The following is a 17854-nucleotide window of genomic DNA, read 5'->3' as shown; positions in this document are numbered from 1 at the left end:
GGGCAGGTGCCCCGCGCGGTCAGACCAGGAGGTTGGTGCGGAGGCCTTCGAGCACCTCGTCGTCCAGGCCGAGGCCGTCCTGCCAGAACTTCTCGAAGGACGGCCAGCCGGCCGCGACCTCGGCGAAGGCGGTCTCCAGGTAGGCCCGCTCGGCGCGGAAGACCGGGAGCAGCAGGGCCGGCTCCTTCATCAACCCGCGGGTGCCGAAGCTGTCCACGATCTGCTCGATCAGGGCGGCGGAGCGCTCGTTGGTGAGCAGGTAGTCGTCGAAGACGGTCTCGCGATCGACGCCGAGTGCGGTGAGCACCAGCGCGGCCGCCCAGCCGGTGCGGTCCTTGCCGGCCGAGCAGTGGAAGATCAGCGGCGGCCCGTCCGGCGCGGCCAGCAGCCGGATCACGGTGGCGAAGCGGTCGCGGGCGACCGGGTCGGTGACGAACCAGCGGTAGAGGCCGACCATCATCGCGGCGGCCTTGCCGTCCCCGAGCAGGGCGCGCTGCTTGGCGGCGTCCCGGTCGGCCAGGGCGTTGCGCAGCGCGACGTAGATGTCGAAGTCGGCGGCGAAGATCGGCAGGTGGTGCAGCGCGATGCCGGCCGGATCGGCGGGCTCGACGGTCACCGGGACGCCGGAGAGCTCGGCCGCCACCACGGCGGCCGCGGGCAGCCCGGGGACGCGGTCGGGGCCGGCCTCGCGGACCTCGTCGAGGCTGCGCAGGTCGACCACCCGGCGCAGGCCGTGCTCGGCCAGCACCGTGAGGTCCCCGTCGGTGAGCCGGCTGAGCGCGTCGGCGCGCAGCGCCACGCCGTGCCGCAGCACCCGCCCGTCCGCGGTCGGGTATCCCCCGAGGTCGCGGGCGTTGACCGCGCCGGTCAGGCCGAGGCTGCGGGCGGTCTCGGTGGGCTGCTGGGTCACGGGACGTCCTCCAGAGGCACGGGCGTACGAGCGTCGTAGGCCTCGTTCAGTCTAGGGACATCGCGATCGCCGCCACCCCGCCGGGAGACCGGTGCCGGGCGCCCGGCCGGGCCGCCGCACCGGCGGCCCGGAGGGGCGGGTTACTTGACGGCGAGCCAGATGACACCGGCGATCACCACGAGCGCCAGCACGGCACCGATGGCGATCATTCCGGTCCTGTTGGAGCCACCGCCGGAGTTGCCGTAGGTGGTGACGGAACCCGGGGCCTGCGGGGCCGGGGTCTCGTCGACGAACGCCCGGAACATCTGGGTGCTGCCGGCGGGGTCGTAGTCGTTGTCAGCCATGGCACGGACTCTAGCCAATTCGGGCACCCGCCCGACACCCCGGACCGGCACGGACGTGGCCATCTCCACGGACCTCTCACCTCCTGCAACGGCCGTACGACAAGCTCGTGAACTCCCCGCCCGCGGGGGAATCGCGACCGGGAGCCGCGTGGTTGACCCGCGGTATGACCGAACCCCGAAGTGACACCCCACGTGTAACCCTGGGCACCTCCGATCTGGCCGTCTCGCCGCTCTCGCTCGGCGGCAACGTCTTCGGCTGGACGGCGGACGAGGCCCGGTCCTTCGCCGTGCTCGACGCCTACGCGGCGGCGGGCGGCAACTTCGTCGACACGGCGGACGTCTACTCGGCCTGGGTGCCGGGCAACACCGGCGGCGAGTCGGAGACCGTGATCGGCGACTGGCTGCGCAGCCGCGGCAACCGGGACGAGATCGTCATCGCCACCAAGGTCGGCTCGCACCCCGACCTCAGCGGCCTGCGGGCGAAGACGATCAAGCGCGGCGCGGAGGAGTCCCTGCGCCGGCTCGGCATCGAGCGGATCGACCTCTTCTACACCCACCGGGACGACCTCGACACACCGGTCGAGGAGATCGTCACGGCCTTGGACGAGCTGGTCAGGGAGGGGAAGGTCCGCGCGCTGGGCGCCTCCAACATCGGGCCCGACCGGCTGGCCGAGTCACTGGAGTTCGCCGCCCGCGAGGGCCTGGCCGGGTACGTGGCGGTGCAGCCGCACTACAACCTGGTCGCGCGGGCGGCCTACGAGGGCGAGCCGGCGGCCGTGGTGGCGCGCTACGGCCTGGCCGCGGTGCCGTACTCCGCGCTGGCCTCGGGCTTCCTGACCGGCAAGTACCGGCCGGGCGGCGGGCCGGTCGACAGCGCCCGGGCCGTGGGCGCCGGCCGCTACCTGGAGGATCCGCGGGGGCCGCGGGTGCTGGCCGCGGTGGACCAGGTCGCCGAGGCGCACCGGGTGGAGCCGGCCACCGTGGCGCTGGCCTGGCTGGCCTCGCAGCCGACGGTGGCGGCGCCGATCGCCAGTGCCCGCACCGTCGAGCAGTTGGCGCCGCTGGTGGCGGCGGCCGGCCTGGTGCTGACCGAGCAGGAGCTGAAGCTGCTGGACGAGGCCTCGGCCTGATCGGCCGGGGGGGGAGCGGGCGCCGGCGTCCGGTGGCGGGCGCCGGCCTCCGGTGCGTCGGCGGGCGCCGGCCCGCCGCCCGGGCAAGCGCGAGGGGTGGTCGCGGGCGAGTTGCCCGGACCACCCCTGTGCGCTGCCGTCAGACCGGTCTGCCCTCCCTGCGGGAGGGCGGCCCGTCCCTGCGGATCGGACCGTCCTTGCGGACGGGGCGGACGGCCGGGGCGGGCACCGGGGCGACCACTCCGGCCGGGGCCACGAAGGCGACCAGCAGGTGCTCCATCAGCGCGCTGCGGGCGGCCTCGTCCAGCTCGTGGGCGGTGACCCGCTCCAGCCGCCGGACGGCCAGCGCGGCCGCCTCGACGGCGTCGTCCACCAGGACCGTGCGCAGCCCCGCGTCGAGCTCGGCCAGCCGGCGACGGCGCATCGAGTCGGAGACCTCGGGGGCGTAGTCCAGGGCGAGGGGCTGCACCGAGTAGACCTCCAGCCCGGCCGGGGCCACCTCGGCGGCCAGCGCCCTGGTCAGCTCGTCGGAGAACCACTGCCCGTCCCGGAGCGCCGGCCCGGGTGCCGCGTTGGAGTCGCAGGGCAGCGCGGTGGCCGTCCGGGTCAGCACCGCCTGGACCTGCTCGCGCAGGTAGATCTCGTGCTCGGCGACTCCCAGCAGGGCCCGCGCGGTGTCCTTGACCCGCCAGACGATGAGCAGCCGGACCACGATCGGCGTGCCGGTGCGGTCGGTCACCTGGACCGGGTCGCTGCGCCAGTGGCGCAGCCGGACGTCCACCCGGTGGCGGCGCAGCATCGGGTTCACCCAGACCAGGCCGGCCCGGCGGACGGTGCCCCGGTACCTCCCCCAGCGGGTGAGCACCCGGGTCTCGCCGCCCGCGTTGGCCAGCAGCCCGGCCACCGTGAACATGATCAGCAGCCCGGAGCCGACCACCACCGCGATCTCCAGCTCCGTCACCACCGGCGTACCAGCCACCACGGCGGCCGTGCTGCGGAGGTCGGGCAGGTCGCCGAGGTGCGGGACGATGCCGGCCCTGGCCAGGCCCAGCGCCATGGCGGCGAGGGCGGCCAGCACCATCAGCACGGCGAGCCAGCCGGGGGTGGTGCGGGCGGTCCACTCGCGCAGCCCCGGGTCGACCCGAGGGGGGCGCCGGGCCGCCGGGGTGTCCGGGGCGTGGGGGCCCGCGACCGGGGCGGGCAGCGGAGCCGGTGGCGGGGTCGGTGGCGGGGTCGGTGCGGCGTGCCGGCCGAGGTCGCGGACGGGGCGGATCGGCCGGGTGGGCGGCCCGTCCGGCTCGTCGTCGTTGTCGAACAGGGCCACCTTGATCAGCGGTGCGGCCTTGATCAGCGGTTTCGCCGCCGCTCGGGCCATCGCCCGGCCCAGCTGGGTGGCCCCGGCGGGGAGTGACGGCCGCTCGGAGGGATCGCTTGCCGGTGAGGGTTCGCGGGTGACGTCCATGCACGGGTCCTCGGGGTCGGTGGGTCGCGCAACGGGCCCAGATTAGGTTGATAACTCATCAAATGGGACATTCCATCGTGGCGTGTCCGGGTTTTCCGACGGCCCGCCAGGTTGTCCCGACGGGCCGTCACCTCTTCAGCGGCGACGCGATCCGCTGCCGCGGCCGAACACCCGCCTGGTCACCAGGCCCAGCCCGAGCAGGATCATCAGGACGCCGATCGCGGCCTTGCGCCAGCCCGTCGCCGGCGCTCCGTGGGCGGCGGCGGCCGTCCCGGGCGCATCGACGGGCGGCGCCGCGAGCACCCGGTCCGCGCTCTCCGGGGCCGCGTCCTGCGCCATCGGTGCGAACTGCGGCTCGGACACGTCGGGCGCGGCCTCCGGGGCACCGCGTACGGCGCTCGGAGCGGCTGCGGTGCTCGGCGACGCCGCTGCGGGCTGCTCGGGTGACGCCGAGGCGGACCCTGTTCCGGAGACCGACGCCGACGCCGACCCGGAGGTGCTCGGGCCCGGTGCCGCACGGACGGGTGGCACCACGACGGCCGAAGGCACGAGGACGGGCGAGGGCGCGGGGAGGGCGGGTGGCTCCGGGGCGGCCGGTGGCACCACGATCGGCAGCAGGCCGGGCGGCACCGGGGTGATCAGGACCAGGGTGGGCGTCTGGTCGGCCGGGCCGGACACGACCGCTCCGCCAGGTTGCGAGGCGCTGGGCGAGTCCGACGGCGCGCCGGACGAGGGCGACCCGGAGGGCGAGGGTGACCCGCTCGGCGCGGCCGTCCCCGAGGGTGCGGTCACCGCCGACGGCGCAGCGGAGACGGATCCGGACGCCGAAGCGGAGGCGGAGGCGGAGGCGGAAGGCGAGGATCCGGACGGCGCCGCGGTGGGCGACGCGGTGGGCGAGACCGACGGGGATGTGGCCGCCCGCACGGTGACCCGGACGGGCTCTCCCGCCGTGCCGTTCCCGGCCCGGTCGGTGGCGGTGGCGAGCAGGGTCTGCTCGCCGGCGGGCAGGTCGTGGGTGGCCGTGCAGCTCCAGGCGGAGTCCGCGCCGGCCACGGCGCCGCACACGGTGGCCCGCTCCTGGTCGGCGGCCTGGGTGGTGACGGTGACCATGGCGCCGGGTTCGGCCCGGCCGGACAGCCGGGGGCGGGGCGTGCCGAGCGTCTCTCCGGCCACGGGGGCCGCGAGCTGCGGACGGTCGGGCGCGACCGTGTCGACCGTGAGGGCGACCGGCTTGCCGGCGGTGCGGTTGCCGGCCTGGTCGACGGCGGTGGCGGTCAGCTGGTGCCGGCCGTCCACCAGGTTCTCCACCGGCAGGCAGGACCATCCGTGGTCCTCACCCACCTCGGTGCTGCACAGTTCGCTGCCGGCCCGGACCCCGCCGGGAAGGTCGGTCAGGGCCACCGAAACGGTGCTGCCGGGCTCGCCGGTACCGGTGATCAGCAGCCCGGGGTCGTTGGTGAACTCCGGCAGGGTGAGCGCGGGCGGCTCGGGCGGCGCGGTCTTGACCGTGATCCGGACCGGCGTGCCGCGCAGCACCATGCCGCCCTTGGTGGTCTCGACCGGAGTCAGCGTGTGGGCACCCGGGGCGAGCGCGCCGCCCGGGCGGCAGGACCACTCGCTCCCGGCACCGGCCGTGCTCCGGCAGAGCTCGCGCTCCCCCTCCAGCACCGCCACGGCCGCGCCCTGGACGGCGCCCTCGCCGCGGATCTCCGGCCGCGGGTCGGCGGTGACCGTACCGGCCACCGGCCAGGAGATCTCCGGACGGGCGGCACCGACCGCGATCCTCACCCGCTGGTCGACCACCTCACCGGAGTCGGCGAACCCGCCGGGGGTGACCAGTTGCGCGCCGTTGCGGGCGATCCGCAGCCGAGCCCAGGTCTCCCCGGCGACCGCCTTGTCCGGCACCGTCCACTCCAGCGTCGAGCTGCCGGCACCGGCCGGCACCTCGGCCTGGACCCGCTCCAGCGGGTCGAAGCGGCCGTTGTGGTCGAAGTCGATCCAGCCGGCCAGGGTCGCCGGACCGCTGCCCGGACCGACCGGCACCGCGAGGTCGTAGTAATGGCCGGCGGCCGCCTCGGCCGGGAAGTCCAGGGTGGGATCGGCGCCGAGGTACTCGCCCCGGCCGGGCTGGAGCTGCGGCGGCGCCGGGCTGCTCCACGGGCTGCGCAGGCCGGCGCCGTGGTCGAGCTCGACCAGCGGACCGTCGTCCGGCGCGGCCTCGCCCGGCGCGCCGTCGTACGGCATCGGCGGGGGCGGCTGCTCGCCGGGGACGAGCGGCTGGGGGACGGTCTGGGTCAGCCCGGGGCGGGTGCGGCTGCTGGAGCCGCCCGCGTCCTGCCCGAGGAAGAGGTCGGTGATGACGTGCGAGGCGTTGCCGTAGCTCTGCGGCGCGCTGCCCAGCCCCTCGTCCACGGTGACCGTGTACGCCCGGCGCAACGTGGCGGGTGCGGTGGTGGAACCGGACCGGGCGGTGCTGCGCTGTTCCATCCGCAGGGTGACGGTGCTGATGCTGCCGGCCAGTTCGAGGGAGCCGGAGCCGTCCGCCGAACCGTCCGCCGAGCCCTCGCCGGCGGGGGCGAGCTCCCCGGCTCGTACCGTCCAGCCGGACCAGCCGGTCCGGCCGACCAGGGTCGGGGCGGCCGGGGAGCCGCCGGTGACGGTCAGCCGGGTGGCCGTGCCGGTGGTGCCACCCGTTCCGGTGGCCAGTCCGGCCAATCCGCTGACGTGCAGCCGGGGATTGCGGACGGCGCGGGAGAAGGAGATCTGCAGGGTGCCGAGGGTCCGCCAGGAGCCGTCCGCCCGGGGGCGTTTCTCGGCCACCAGAAAGGTCTGGGCCGGATCGCCGGCGCGAAGTCCATCCGTGTAGGAAGGAGTTCCGGTGGGGCGTTCTGCGAGCTTTCCGGGGGCGGCGGTGACGTCGACTCCGGGGAGGGGGGCGAAATCCAGCTGGACGCTCAACCCCGAGGGCAGCGCCGCGCGTCGGTCGCCGGCCCAGGAGTCCGGCGACTGCTGGGCCGGCACGGGGGGTGAATTCCAGCCGATCAGCAGGCCGGCGAGCAGTGCCGCGGCAGCTGCCCGGTGCACCGACCGCCGGGCGCCGGTACGCCTGGCCGGGGGGCCCGGGGTTGCCGGGGCGCGGTGCGGAGACTGTCCGCTCATCCGGCCCTCCTCTCGATGACGTCCGCCAAGTCGCGGGCCAGGCCTAGATTTCGACACAGCCATAACATCCGACAAAAGGGAATCACGATCTGGAGTCCGTCATACTGCGACACCGACAGATCTGCCCGGGTGACACCCGATTGGTCGTCACCCGACCGGCAGCGTAGGACCTACCCGGAACGGTCGGATTCAAGCCATCGCGCCGGCGCGGCACAAGCGGGCTTTACCGACCAATTCCTGAGCATTCATCAGCCATCCCTGTTCGAATTGGCGAACCGCTCAGTAGAGTCAGCGCCCGTGCCTTCCGACCTCGCCGTCCTCCGCGCCAGCTTCGCTGTGGTCGAACGCCGCGCCGATCAACTCACCAAGTACTTCTACGCCCACCTGTTCACCCACAACCCGGGGATCCGGGCGCTCTTCCCGGAGCGGATGGACGAGCAGCGCGACCGGCTGTTCGGCGCGCTCACCCAGCTGGTGCTGCGGCTGACCCAGGCCGACCGGCTGGCCGACTACCTGGCTGCGCTCGGCCGCGACCACCGTAAGTTCCGGGTCCTGCCCGAGCACTACCCCGCCGTCGGGGCCAGCCTGGTCGCCGCACTGAGGCACTTCTCCGGGCACTCCTGGACGCCGGAGATCGAGAAGGCCTGGACCGAGGCGTACGCGGTGATCTCCCAGGCGATGATCGAGGCCTCGCGCGCCCCCTCGGCCGCCACCCCGCGCTGGTGGCAGGCCGAGGTGGTGGAGCGCCGCCGGGCCGCCCCCGACCTGGTCGTCCTCACCCTCGCCCCCGACCGCCCCTACCCCTTCACCGCAGGGCAGTACCTGACGCTCTGCTCGCCGCGGCTGCCGGAGGTCTGGCGCCCGTACTCGATCGCCTGCGCCCCGCGGCCGGACCGGACCGTCGAACTGCACGTCCGCCGGGTGCCGGCCGGCCTGCTGAGCACCGTCCTGGTGAACGACGTGCTGCCCGGCGAGAGCGTCCGGCTCGGCCCGGCGCTGGGCGTCGCGGTGCTCTCCCCCGGCTCCGCCCGCCCGCTGCTGGCCGTGGCCGGCGGCACCGGCTGGGCGCAGATCAAGTCGCTGCTCGAACAGGTCGCCCTGGACGGCGGCCGCCCCACCACGCTGCACCTGGCCGCGCGCCGCGGCGGGGACCGCTACGGGCTGCCCGCCGCCCGGCAGCTGGCCGACCGGCACGGCTGGCTGGAGCTGGTGCCGGCCACGTACGCCGACGGCGGCCCGCAGCGGGACACGAGCGAGCTGCTCCGCGAGCAGCTGCGCCGGCACCGGGACTGCTCCGGCCACGACATCCACCTCAGCGGGCCGCCCGCGCTCGCCCCGCAGCTGGCCGGCCAGCTGATCGGCCAGGGCGCCCGCCCCGAGCTGATCCGGCACGACCCCGGGCCGGTCACCTTCAACCGGGCCCGGCCGCTGACCTCCTCCGAGTGGTTCCTCGACCTGCGGGACGTCGCCTGGATCAACCGCACCGAGCTCGGCTGACCGGGAGCGGGACCGGCGCGGGAACGACGAAGGCCCCGGACGATCCGTCCGGGGCCTTCGGCTGGTGCGCTCAGCAGGATTCGAACCTGCAACCTCTTGATCCGTAGTCAAGTGCTCTATCCGTTGAGCTATGAGCGCTCGGGCGGCCCCGAGGGGCCACGAGCGTGAGTTGTGGTGCGCTCAGCAGGATTCGAACCTGCAACCTCTTGATCCGTAGTCAAGTGCTCTATCCGTTGAGCTATGAGCGCTCGCCCGGCCGAACTGGCCAACCGGGCGGTGCGGGGACAACATTACATGACCCTCGACCTGGGGTGAAATCCATTGCTCCGCCCCCGGCCGGGGGCACAACGCAAGGAGCCCCGTCGGTGTGACCGACGGGGCTCCCCATGGAGGCGGAGGCGGAGGGATTTGAACCCTCGATGGGCTTTAAGACCCAAACCGCATTAGCAGTGCGGCGCCATAGACCGGACTAGGCGACGCCTCCTCCACTCGGACCACGTCGCTGCTGCGACGCACTCCGCGCGAAAGCGATGATGCCACAGCCTGAGGCTCCGGCACCAACCACCGACAACGTTACTAGCCGGGTCGTCCACGGCGCAAAGAAGAATGAGATACTCCAGTCTCCCGAGGAGAGCGCGTGCCGCGAGTCGCAGCGGCGGCCCCCAGCCGTGAGGAGACCTGTCGACGTGAGCAGCAGGCCGACCCGAGGCGCTGCTCGCCTCGCCGCGATACTCGACGCCCTGCCCGACGCGCTGCTGTTGGTGAACAGCAACGGCACCGTCGTGGAGGCCAACAAGGCCGCTGTCCAGAGCCTCCAGGCGCCCGGCACCTCGCTGGTGGGCATGGGCGTGCTGGACCTGCTGCCCGAGTTCGACCCGAGCCGGATCCCCGGCTCGATGCGGCCCAAGGCGAGTGAACCCGAGCGACTGGACGCCCCGGTGCGGATGACCGCCCGGCGCACCGACGGCTCCAGCTTCCCGGTCGAGGTGGCCGGGAACGACTTCGAGGACGACCGTGCCGGGGGCGACAGCCTCGGGTACCTGTCCTACGACCCGTACCGGGAGTCCACCGGGGCGAGCGGCCAGGGGCTGCTGCTGCTCCTGGTCCGTGACGTCAGCGGCCGGCTCGGCATCGAGGCGGAGCTGCGCCGGCAGCACAAGCAGACCGAGATGATCCTGCGGGCCGCCGCCGAGGGCGTCCTCGGGGTCGACCTGGACGGCCGGGTGGTGCTGGTCAATCCGGCCGCGGCGCACATCCTCGACTACCGGGCCAGCGAGCTCGGCGGGCGCGAGCTGCACCCGCTGATCCAGCACTCCCAGGCCGACGGCACCCCGCTGGCGCTGGAGGGCTCGGCGCTGCTGGACACCCTGACCTCGGGCCGCAAGCACCGGGTGCGCGGCACCGTGCTGTGGCGCAAGGACGGCACCCCGGTGACGGTGGACCTCACCACCGCGCCGGTCCGGGACGGCGACCAGCTGGTCGGCGCGGTGATGACCTTCACCGACCGGACCAGGGAGCTGGCGCTGGTCGCCCGCAACGAGCACCTGACCGCCGTGCTGGAGCAGGAGCTCGGCGACGCCCTCGGGGCGCTGCACCGGCGGATAGACGGACTGGCCGGGGATCCCGCCGGGCAGCTCTGGCCGGAGGCCAACTGGACCCTGCGGCGGCTCGCCGACGAGTGCCGCCGGTTCTCCGCGCTGATCGACGGGGTGCTCGCGCACCAGCAGTTCGAGCAGGCGGTGGAGGCCGGCAAGGAGCAGCTGGAGCGCGCCGAGGTCGGGCTGGACTCGGTGGTCCAGCGGGCCGTGGAGCGGGCGGGCGAGCTGGTCGGGCCCGGCCGGGTGCGCTTCTCGGTGCACGCGGCGCCGGTGGAGCTCTCGGTCGACCGGGACCGGTTGGCGCGGGCGCTGGCCCACCTGGTCGCGGATGTGAGCGGTGTCACCCCCTCGCTGGACGTCGCCGGGATCCGGTCGGACGCGCCCGGGCTCGGGGTGCCGGCGATGCCGGCGAGCGGCACCGAACTGCCGATGGTCGTGCTGGCCGCGGCGCAGCGCGGCGAGGTGGCCCGGATCGAGGTGCGGGGGCCGTCCCGCCGCCCGAGCCCGGTCCATCTGCCGATCGCCCGCGCCACCGTCGAGCTGCACGGCGGTGTGCTGCAGCGGCACGAGCTGCCGAACCGGGCCGGAACGACGTACGTGGTGGAGCTGCCGCTGGATCCGTCGGCCAAGCCGGCCGGCCGGTCGAGCAGCGTGCCCAAGGAGACGGACACGGCGATGCTGCCGGACCTGCCGCAGGTGCCGCCCGCGGCCGCCGGCGGGTCGGACGGCGGGGCCGAGGGACGGGAGCGTACCGGGGGCGACCGGGTGGCCGGGCGGGAGGCCGCTCCGGCCGGCTCGGACGGCTCGGAGGGTCGCGGGGTGGCCACCGGGCCGGCGGCCGACCAGGAGCCGGAGCGCCCGCACGGGCGGGGTGCCATCGCGCTCGGCCCGGCGGCCGATCCGGTCGGCGAGGGCGCCGCGGCGGAGCCCGTCGAGGCCGCCGCCGAGCCGGCCCGCCCGTCGCGGCGGCGGCGCGGCCTGCCGTCGGGGGACGAGTCCTCCGGCGCACTGTCGATCCCCGGCATCCCCGACCCGGGTACGCCGCTCTACCCGGGCCTGGAGCAGTCGCTGCCGGCCGCGGTGCCGGTGCCCGCCCAGGGTGAGGCGCCGGCGGACCCGCCGGCCGCCCGGCCGACCGGTCGCCGGCGCCGGCTCGCGGTGCCCGGCGGGCCGGGCGAGGGCGCTGCGGCCGAGGCCGGGCAGCCCGTCCCGGCCTCCGAGCCCGCCGCCGAGCTGGAGCTGGCCAGGCCCGCCCGGGCGGAGCTGCCGGCGGCCGCGCCGAGCGGTGACGGTCCGGCGCAGCAGCCGCGGCCGGTCGGCAGCGGGCTCGGCGAGCTGGCGCCGCCGCGGCCGCTGGGCGGCGGCTTCGCGAGCGCCTTCCCGAGCGCGTTCGCGGACGCCCCTTCGCAGGCGGTCGCGGTGGCCAGGCCCGGCCAGGCGGTCGAGCGGGCCGCGCTGCCGGCCGCCGAGGGCGGCGGGGAGCCGGCGCAGGCCGAGCCGGCGGCTCAGGCGGGTGGCCGGACGCCGCCGCGCCCGGTCTCCGAGCTGCCGATGTCCGGGTCCGGGCGGCCGGAGGAGCAGCAGCCGGGGGCCGCCCCGGCGGATCCGCCGACCATGGTGACCCCCGCGGTGGACGGTGCCCGCCGGCTGCTGGTGTGGCCGGAGCCCGATCCGTCGACCAAGCAGGCGCTGCAGGACCGCGGGTACCGGCCGGTGATCGTCCGCTCGCGGGAGGAGGTCGACGCCCAGGTGTCGGGCTTCCCGGCGGCGCTCTTCGTCGACCCGTTGACCGGGCCGATCACCCGGACTGCGCTGCAGTCGCTGCGGACGGCCGCGTTGAACAGCCGGGTGCCGGTGCTGGTCACCGCGGGGCTCGGCCAGGCCACCCGGGACGCCGCGTACGGCGCGGACCCGGCGGTGCTGCTGCGGGCGCTGGCGCCGCGGGACGGCGAGAACCACGCGGCCCGGGTGCTGCTGGTGGAGTCGGATCCGGACATCGCGGCCGCGATGATCAGCAGTCTGGAGCGGCGCGGGATGCACGTCGAGCACGCGCTGGACGAGAACGACGCGGTCTCCCGGGCCAGCAGCGTGCAGCCCAACCTGGTGGTGATGGACCTGCTCCAGGTCCGTCGTCGGCGGGTCGGGCTGCTGGACTGGCTGCGGGCCAACGACCGGCTGCACCGCACTCCGCTGGTGGTGTACACCTCGGTGGACCTCGACCCGCAGGAGCTGCCGCGGCTGCGGACCGGGGAGACGGTGCTCTTCCTGGCGGAGCGGTCGACCAGCGAGGACGTGCAGTCCCGGATCGTCGACCTGCTCGGGCGGATCGGTGCGATGGGCGAGGTCAGCACGGTCGGCTGAGCGCGGTCCGCACGGCTGGTCAGTGCTGGGCGTGGACGACGGCGTGGCCCCGGCCGCGCCCGATCAGCCAGCGGTTGACCGGGACGGTGACCAGGAAGGCCAGCAGCAGCGCGGCGGCCAGCGAGGCCCAGAAGAGGGTGTCGCCGAGGCCCGCGTCCATCGCGCCGGGGACGGCGAGCACCGTGCCGGTGTCGATCAGTTCCATCACGGCGATGGAGACGGTGTCGGCGGCCAGCGCGACCCTGAACGCCCGACCGAGGTCGAGCCCGGCGCGCAGCATGCCGCGCATGGTCAGCGCGTAGCCGAAGGCGAAGGCGAGCCCGACGGAGAGCGCCACGGTGGCGCCGTTGTGCAGGCCGAGGGCGGTGCCGACGACCAGGCCGAGGATCTCGCCGACGGCGCAGCCGGTGAGGCAGTGCAGGGTGGCCTGGGCGGCGGTGCGCCAGCTCCGGTCGGCCGGGGCGTGGGCGCTGTGCGCATGGTGGTGCTGGTGGTGCTGGTGCTGGTGGTCCATGGCGGGGCCTCCTGTTCGACCTGCGGTCCGATCAGGAGAACCGGATACCCCCCGGGGGTATTCCCTCGGGGGGTATCCGGTGGTGCGGGCTACGCCTTGCCGAGGACGGTGACCTCCAGCCGGTCGGCCGCGTACTCGGCCCGGATGACCTTCTTGTCGAACTTGCCGACGCTGGTCTTGGGCACGGCCGGCACGATCGACCAGCGCTCCGGCAGCTGCCAGGAGGCGATCCGGCCGGCCAGGAAGTCGCGCAGTTCGGGCAGCCCCACGGTGGCCCCGGCCCGCAGCACGACGGTGGCCAGCGGACGCTCGCCCCACTTCTCGTCCGGCACGGCGACCACGGCCGCCTCGGCGACCTCCGGGTGGGCCATCAGGTGGTTCTCCAGTTCGACCGAGGAGATCCACTCCCCGCCGGACTTGATCACGTCCTTGGCCCGGTCGGTCAGCGTGAGGTAGCCGTCGGCGGTGATGGTGCCGACGTCGCCGGTGCGCAGCCAGCCGTCCTCGCTGAACTTGTCCGCCGGCCGCTCCGGATCCTGGCCGGCCCCGGCGAAGTAGGCGCCGGCGATCCACGGCCCGCGGACCTCCAGCTCGCCCTGGGCGTGGCCGTCGTGCGGCATCCGCTCCCCGGACGGGCCGACCAGCCGGGCCTGGACCGAGGCCGGGAAGTGCCCCTGGGTGACCCGGTACGGCCACTCCTGCTCCGGGGTCAGCCCGCCCGGCGGGAGGGCGAAGGTGCCCAGCGGGGAGGTCTCGGTCATCCCCCAGGCGTGCACCACCTGGATGCCGTGGCGCTCCTGGAAGCCCTTCATCAGGGCGGGCGGGCAGGCCGAGCCGCCGATCACCACCATCCGCAGCGAGGAGGTGTCGTAGCTGCCGGCGTCCAGCTCGTCCAGCAGGCCGTTCCAGATGGTCGGCACGGCGGCGCTGACGGTCGGCCGGAACCGGTCGATCATCTCGGCGAGCGGCTTGGGCTGCAGGTGGCGGTCGGGCATCAGCAGGCTCGCGCCGGACATGAAGGCGGCGTGCGGCAGGCCCCAGGCGTTGACGTGGAACATCGGGACGACCGGGAGCGCCAGGTCCCGGGAGGTGAGGCCGAAGCTGTCCGCCGCGTTGACCTGGAGGCAGTGCAGGTAGACCGAACGGTGGCTGTAGACCACGCCCTTGGGGTCGCCGGTGGTCCCGGAGGTGTAGCAGAGCGCGGCGGCCCGGCGCTCGTCGATGTCGGCCTGCCAGGGGTACTCCACCGGGCGCCCGGCGATCAGCTCCTCGTACCCGTGCACGGTGCCGGCGAAGCCGTCGAGCAGCGAGCGGTCGCCCTCGCCGTTGACCACGATGTGCTGGAGGGTGGGGCTCAGCTGCGGCAGGATCCCGGCCAGCAGGGGCAGCAGGCTGCCGTCGACGACGATCGCGCGGTCGGCGGCGTGGTTGACGATGTAGGAGAGCTGGGCGGCGGGCAGCCGCAGGTTGAGGGTGTGCAGCACGGCGCCCATGGACGGCACCGCGAGGTACACCTCCAGGTGCTCGCCGTTGTTCCACATCAACGTCCCCAAAACACTTCCGTCGGTGACACCGAGCTCGTCGCGCAGGGCGTGTGCGAGCTGCGCGGCCCGGGCCCCGACCTCGGCGTAGGTCCGGGTGACCGGCTCGGCACCGTTCCAGGTGGTGACGGTGGCGCTGCCGTGGACCGTCGAGCCGTGGGTGAGGATTCTGGCGACGGTGAGCGGGACGTCCTGCATCGTGCTGAACACGGGTCCTCCTTGACCTGGCGGCACCTGGGGTCGACTACCCGGCAGTAATGACGGGCGGCCGAGCCCTGATTTTGCCGGTCCCGGGCTTCGCTGTCAGCACCCGTCTCCCGTTGCACCGGTCACCTGTCCGGTCACCTGTCCGGGCGCTCGACGGGGCGCCGTCGGGTCGACGGGCGGGGCCCGCGAGGGGGCGCCGTCGGGTCAGCGGGCGACCAGGGCGTCCAGCTGGTCGCGGTCGACGGTGAGGGTGGCGCCGCCGTAGCTCTCCTCGACGTTGCCGTGGTGCTGGTGGATCCGCTGGCGCTCGGTCCACAGGTCGGGTTCGAGCTGGCCGCTGCCGTCCACCGTGGTGGCCCGGTCGTCCCAGCGGGCGTACCAGACGGCGTCCGGCAGCGGGTAGCTGCCGACCCGGGCGGCGGCGGCCAGGTCGGCGATGCCCGAATCGGTGCTGGAGTAGAAGCCCGAGTGGAAGCCCGCGGCGTGCAGGGCCTGGGTCCAGCCCAGGGTGAAGTCGATGACGGCCTGGCTGCAGGCCGCGTCCCCCCTCGGGTACGACTCGATGTCCAGGTAGACCGGGCTGCCGACGGCCAGCTCGAGCGCCGTCAGGCCGCGGACCGCCAGCGCGGCCTCGTCCCGGCCCTGCTGCACGGCCTTGGCAGGGTCGATCCGCTTCGGCTTGCCGCCCGGCTCCCGGCACGGCGCCTGCAGGCCGACGTGGGTGGGGATCAGCTGCCAGCCCATCGCGCGGACCTCGCGCACCCAGGCCGCGGTCAGCCGGGGCTGATCGCAGGCCCGCTGGTCACCGCTGCTGTAGATGCCCAGCGCGCCGTACGGGGAGGCGGTGCGCCAGGCGCGCATGGTCTCCAGTGCGGGGGCGGCGCAGGCGTCGAAGCCGGCGCCGGTGAACACCTCCCGGGGCAGCGCCTCGCGCCGCGCCCGGGGATCGGCCAGCACCCGCCGCCGGGGCGGCGGGGGCGCGGCGACCGCGGGGGCGGGCGCGGCCGCGAGGCCGGCGCTCAGCGTCCCGGCGAGCGGCCGGCCCTGGTCGAGGACGGTCCGGTCGGTGGCCAGGAGCAGGACGAGGGAGGCGGCGGTCAGGGCTGCGGGACCTAGATAGCGCACCCTCCAGTGCTACTGACCCATCATCGGATCGGGCTCCTGCCGCGCAGGGGGGATCGGCGGTTTCACCTGGTCGGGGGCACCGTCTCGACCAGTGGTAATGAGTTTGGAGCTTCTGGACTCCTTACGCCACACTCGTTCCCATGCCCAGCGCCAACTCCTGCGAACCGGCTCTCGCCGACGCCCTTGCCATGCCGCCCTCCCCCAAGGGAGAGCCCGCCGGCGAGCGTGGTGGTTGGCGACGACGCGGTGCGGCGCCCTCCGTCACCATCGATCCACCCCCCGGCGGCACGGCCGGGACGCACCGGCCGACAGCCGGCTCGCGGATCGCGGACGCACAGCGGCGCCTGGGAAGCATCCCGGCGCCGCTGTTGTGTGTGGTGTCGATGTTCGCCGTGCAGCTGGGTATCGCGGCTTCCAAACCGCTGTTCGGCCTGCTCGGCGTCGGCGGCGCCACCTTCCTGCGGCTCGCCCTCGCGGCGGGGCTGCTGCTCACGGTGACCAGGCCCCGGCTGCGCGGCCGCAGCCGCCGGGACCTCGGCCTGGCCGTGCTGCTCGGGGTCGCCTCGGCCGGGATGACCTCGCTGTTCGCCGGAGCGGTCGACCGGCTGCCGATGGGCACCGCCTCCACCATCGAGTTCCTCGGCCCGCTCGCGGTCGCGCTGACACTGGCCCGCCGGGTCTCCCACCTGCTCTGGGCCCTGCTGGCCGGGGGCGGGGTGGTGCTGCTCACGCTGCTCGGCGAAGGCTCCGACGGCGGCGGGCTCGACCCGGTCGGTCTGGCGTACGCCTTCGGGGCGGCGGCCTGCTACGCCGGGTACATCCTGTTCACGGACAAGGTCGGGGCCGCCTTCAAGGGCTTCGAGGGACTGGCCGTCTCGTTCACCATCGGCACCCTGGCACTGGCACCGTTCGGCGCGGTGGAGGCCTGGCACGGGCTGGCCGACGCCTCGGCGCCCGCCCTGCTGCTGCTCGCCGTCGCCGGGGTGGCGCTGCTCATCCCGGTGATCCCGTACGCGCTGGAGATGGCGGCGCTGCGCAGGATGCCGCAGCGGGTGTTCAGCGTGATCGTCAGTCTGGATCCGGCGGTCAGTGCGCTGGTCGGGCTGGTGGTGCTGCACCAACTGCTGGGGTGGGTGCAGGTGGCGGGGATCGCCTGCGTGGTGGTGGCCAGTGTCGGGGCCACCCTGACCGCGCGGCGCTGAGGCTCGGCGCGGGGGCGCGGTGTCGGGGCGCGGTGTCGGGGCGCGGTGCGGCCCGGAGGTGGGCGGGGGAACGCCGACGGGCGGCGCCGTTGCCGGTGCCGCCCGTCATCGCCGGAGTGCGGTGACCCTTTCCGCTCCCGGGTGTCGCGCCCGGCCCGTCCCGTCCGCCGGTCCGATCTCGACCGGCCGACCGCACCGTGCGTCCGACTGTCGGCGCCCCCGCCGTCAGTGGTGGTGCAGGTGATGGGGGAACGGGGCCCGGGGTGTCGTCCCGACCTCGGCGTCAGCCGCCGATGACCGGGGCGAAGACGAAGCTGAAGTCCTTGTTGGACTGATCGGTGAAGACGAAGCCCGAGTTGTCCTTGATCCCGACATTGCTGTTCTGGTTCGAGGCACCCGAGCCCGTGGCGGTCTGCTGGGTTGCGTTGTAGTTGCCGTCGACCGAGCCGAAGATGTTCCCGCTGCCGAAGTTGGACACCACGCTGCTGTTGGAACCGTCGCCGGCGAACGCGCCGTCGTCGGCGGCGGCCGAGCCGGCGCCGGCGATCAGCAGGCCGGCCGCGAGCGGTGCGGCGACCAGCAGGCCGGCCAGCCGGCCGGTGGTGCGGATTCGGGAGCGCGCCATGAGTCCTCCAAGAAGCTGCCGGCCCGGAAAGGGCTGCATTTGCATTGACAAGTAAGGGAGTTCGCTGCCAGACGAACCCCCGGGGGGCTGCGACGCCTAGGGACAGCCTTCCGCAACAAATCGACAAAGCGCCAGTACCGGAAGGGCTTTTCGCCCGTTAGCGTGACTTCACCGCGGCC

At 74.6% G+C, this 17854-nt stretch carries 12 protein-coding genes and 3 tRNA genes; 4 read left to right on the top strand and 11 right to left on the bottom strand.

The genetic code is table 11. The features are described from left to right. Positions 1-19 precede the first annotated feature (19 nt). Positions 20-910, bottom strand: coding sequence for a tyrosine-protein phosphatase (locus AB0K43_RS21380; RefSeq protein WP_363642018.1), 891 nt, complete (start codon positions 908-910; stop codon positions 20-22). A gap of 140 nt (positions 911-1050) precedes the next feature. Then, a complete protein-coding gene (locus AB0K43_RS21375) occupies positions 1051-1254 on the bottom strand; it encodes a hypothetical protein (protein WP_363642016.1) in 204 nt (67 codons plus the stop codon). 164 nt (positions 1255-1418) lie between these two features. On the opposite strand from AB0K43_RS21375, the gene AB0K43_RS21370 reads away from it, so the two are divergent. Next, the gene (locus AB0K43_RS21370; protein ID WP_363642014.1) at positions 1419-2384 is read left to right on the top strand and encodes an aldo/keto reductase; all 966 of its coding nucleotides are present in this window, start codon (positions 1419-1421) and stop codon (positions 2382-2384) included. Between the two features lie 139 nt (positions 2385-2523). On the opposite strand, the gene AB0K43_RS21365 is transcribed toward AB0K43_RS21370, so the two are convergent. After that, positions 2524-3846, bottom strand: a complete 1323-nt coding sequence (locus AB0K43_RS21365; RefSeq protein WP_363642012.1) for an SPFH domain-containing protein — start codon at positions 3844-3846, stop codon at positions 2524-2526. 135 nt (positions 3847-3981) lie between these two features. Next, positions 3982-6666 (bottom strand): Ig-like domain-containing protein, encoded by a 2685-nt coding sequence (locus tag AB0K43_RS21360; protein WP_363642010.1) that lies wholly within the window; start codon positions 6664-6666, stop codon positions 3982-3984. A 636-nt stretch (positions 6667-7302) separates the two neighbouring features. Between AB0K43_RS21360 and AB0K43_RS21355 the strand changes: the two genes are divergently transcribed. Continuing rightward, positions 7303-8502, top strand: a complete 1200-nt coding sequence (locus AB0K43_RS21355; RefSeq protein ID WP_363642008.1) for a globin domain-containing protein — start codon at positions 7303-7305, stop codon at positions 8500-8502. 62 nt (positions 8503-8564) lie between these two features. On the opposite strand, the gene AB0K43_RS21350 is transcribed toward AB0K43_RS21355, so the two are convergent. The 3 genes from AB0K43_RS21350 to AB0K43_RS21340 form a co-directional block, all read right to left on the bottom strand. Then, a tRNA-Arg gene (locus AB0K43_RS21350) sits at positions 8565-8640 on the bottom strand. Between the two features lie 34 nt (positions 8641-8674). Next, a tRNA-Arg gene (locus AB0K43_RS21345) sits at positions 8675-8750 on the bottom strand. Between the two features lie 145 nt (positions 8751-8895). Beyond that, positions 8896-8986: transfer RNA gene (locus AB0K43_RS21340), tRNA-Ser, on the bottom strand. A gap of 202 nt (positions 8987-9188) precedes the next feature. Here AB0K43_RS21340 and AB0K43_RS21335 point away from each other — a divergent pair. Then, entirely contained in the window at positions 9189-12461 is a 3273-nt protein-coding gene (locus tag AB0K43_RS21335; RefSeq protein WP_363642006.1) for a PAS domain-containing protein, read from the top strand. A 19-nt stretch (positions 12462-12480) separates the two neighbouring features. On the opposite strand, the gene AB0K43_RS21330 is transcribed toward AB0K43_RS21335, so the two are convergent. The 3 genes from AB0K43_RS21330 to AB0K43_RS21320 all read right to left on the bottom strand — a co-directional run bounded on the left by AB0K43_RS21330 (position 12481) and on the right by AB0K43_RS21320 (position 15848). Continuing rightward, positions 12481-12975, bottom strand: a complete 495-nt coding sequence (locus AB0K43_RS21330; RefSeq protein WP_363642004.1) for a DUF4396 domain-containing protein — start codon at positions 12973-12975, stop codon at positions 12481-12483. 89 nt (positions 12976-13064) lie between these two features. Further along, positions 13065-14726: a long-chain fatty acid--CoA ligase gene (locus tag AB0K43_RS21325; RefSeq protein ID WP_363642002.1), complete on the bottom strand. Its 1662-nt coding sequence runs from the start codon at positions 14724-14726 to the stop codon at positions 13065-13067. Between the two features lie 201 nt (positions 14727-14927). Then, the gene (locus AB0K43_RS21320) at positions 14928-15848 is read right to left on the bottom strand and encodes a DUF1906 domain-containing protein (protein ID WP_363642000.1); all 921 of its coding nucleotides are present in this window, start codon (positions 15846-15848) and stop codon (positions 14928-14930) included. Between the two features lie 140 nt (positions 15849-15988). Here AB0K43_RS21320 and AB0K43_RS21315 point away from each other — a divergent pair, with 140 nt between their 5' ends. Next, positions 15989-17050: an EamA family transporter gene (locus AB0K43_RS21315; protein ID WP_363641998.1), complete on the top strand. Its 1062-nt coding sequence runs from the start codon at positions 15989-15991 to the stop codon at positions 17048-17050. 283 nt (positions 17051-17333) lie between these two features. Here AB0K43_RS21315 and AB0K43_RS21310 read toward each other — a convergent pair whose 3' ends face one another. Beyond that, on the bottom strand, positions 17334-17675 hold the full coding sequence (locus AB0K43_RS21310) for a hypothetical protein (RefSeq protein ID WP_363641996.1): 342 nt from the start codon (positions 17673-17675) through the stop codon (positions 17334-17336). Positions 17676-17854: the final 179 nt, after the last annotated feature.

It is taken from the genome of Kitasatospora sp. NPDC049258 (assembly GCF_040678895.1).
Lineage (GTDB): Bacteria > Actinomycetota > Actinomycetes > Streptomycetales > Streptomycetaceae > Kitasatospora.
The sequence above is the reverse complement of the archived record's forward strand: the minus strand, read 5'-3'. Positions and strand labels throughout refer to the sequence as shown.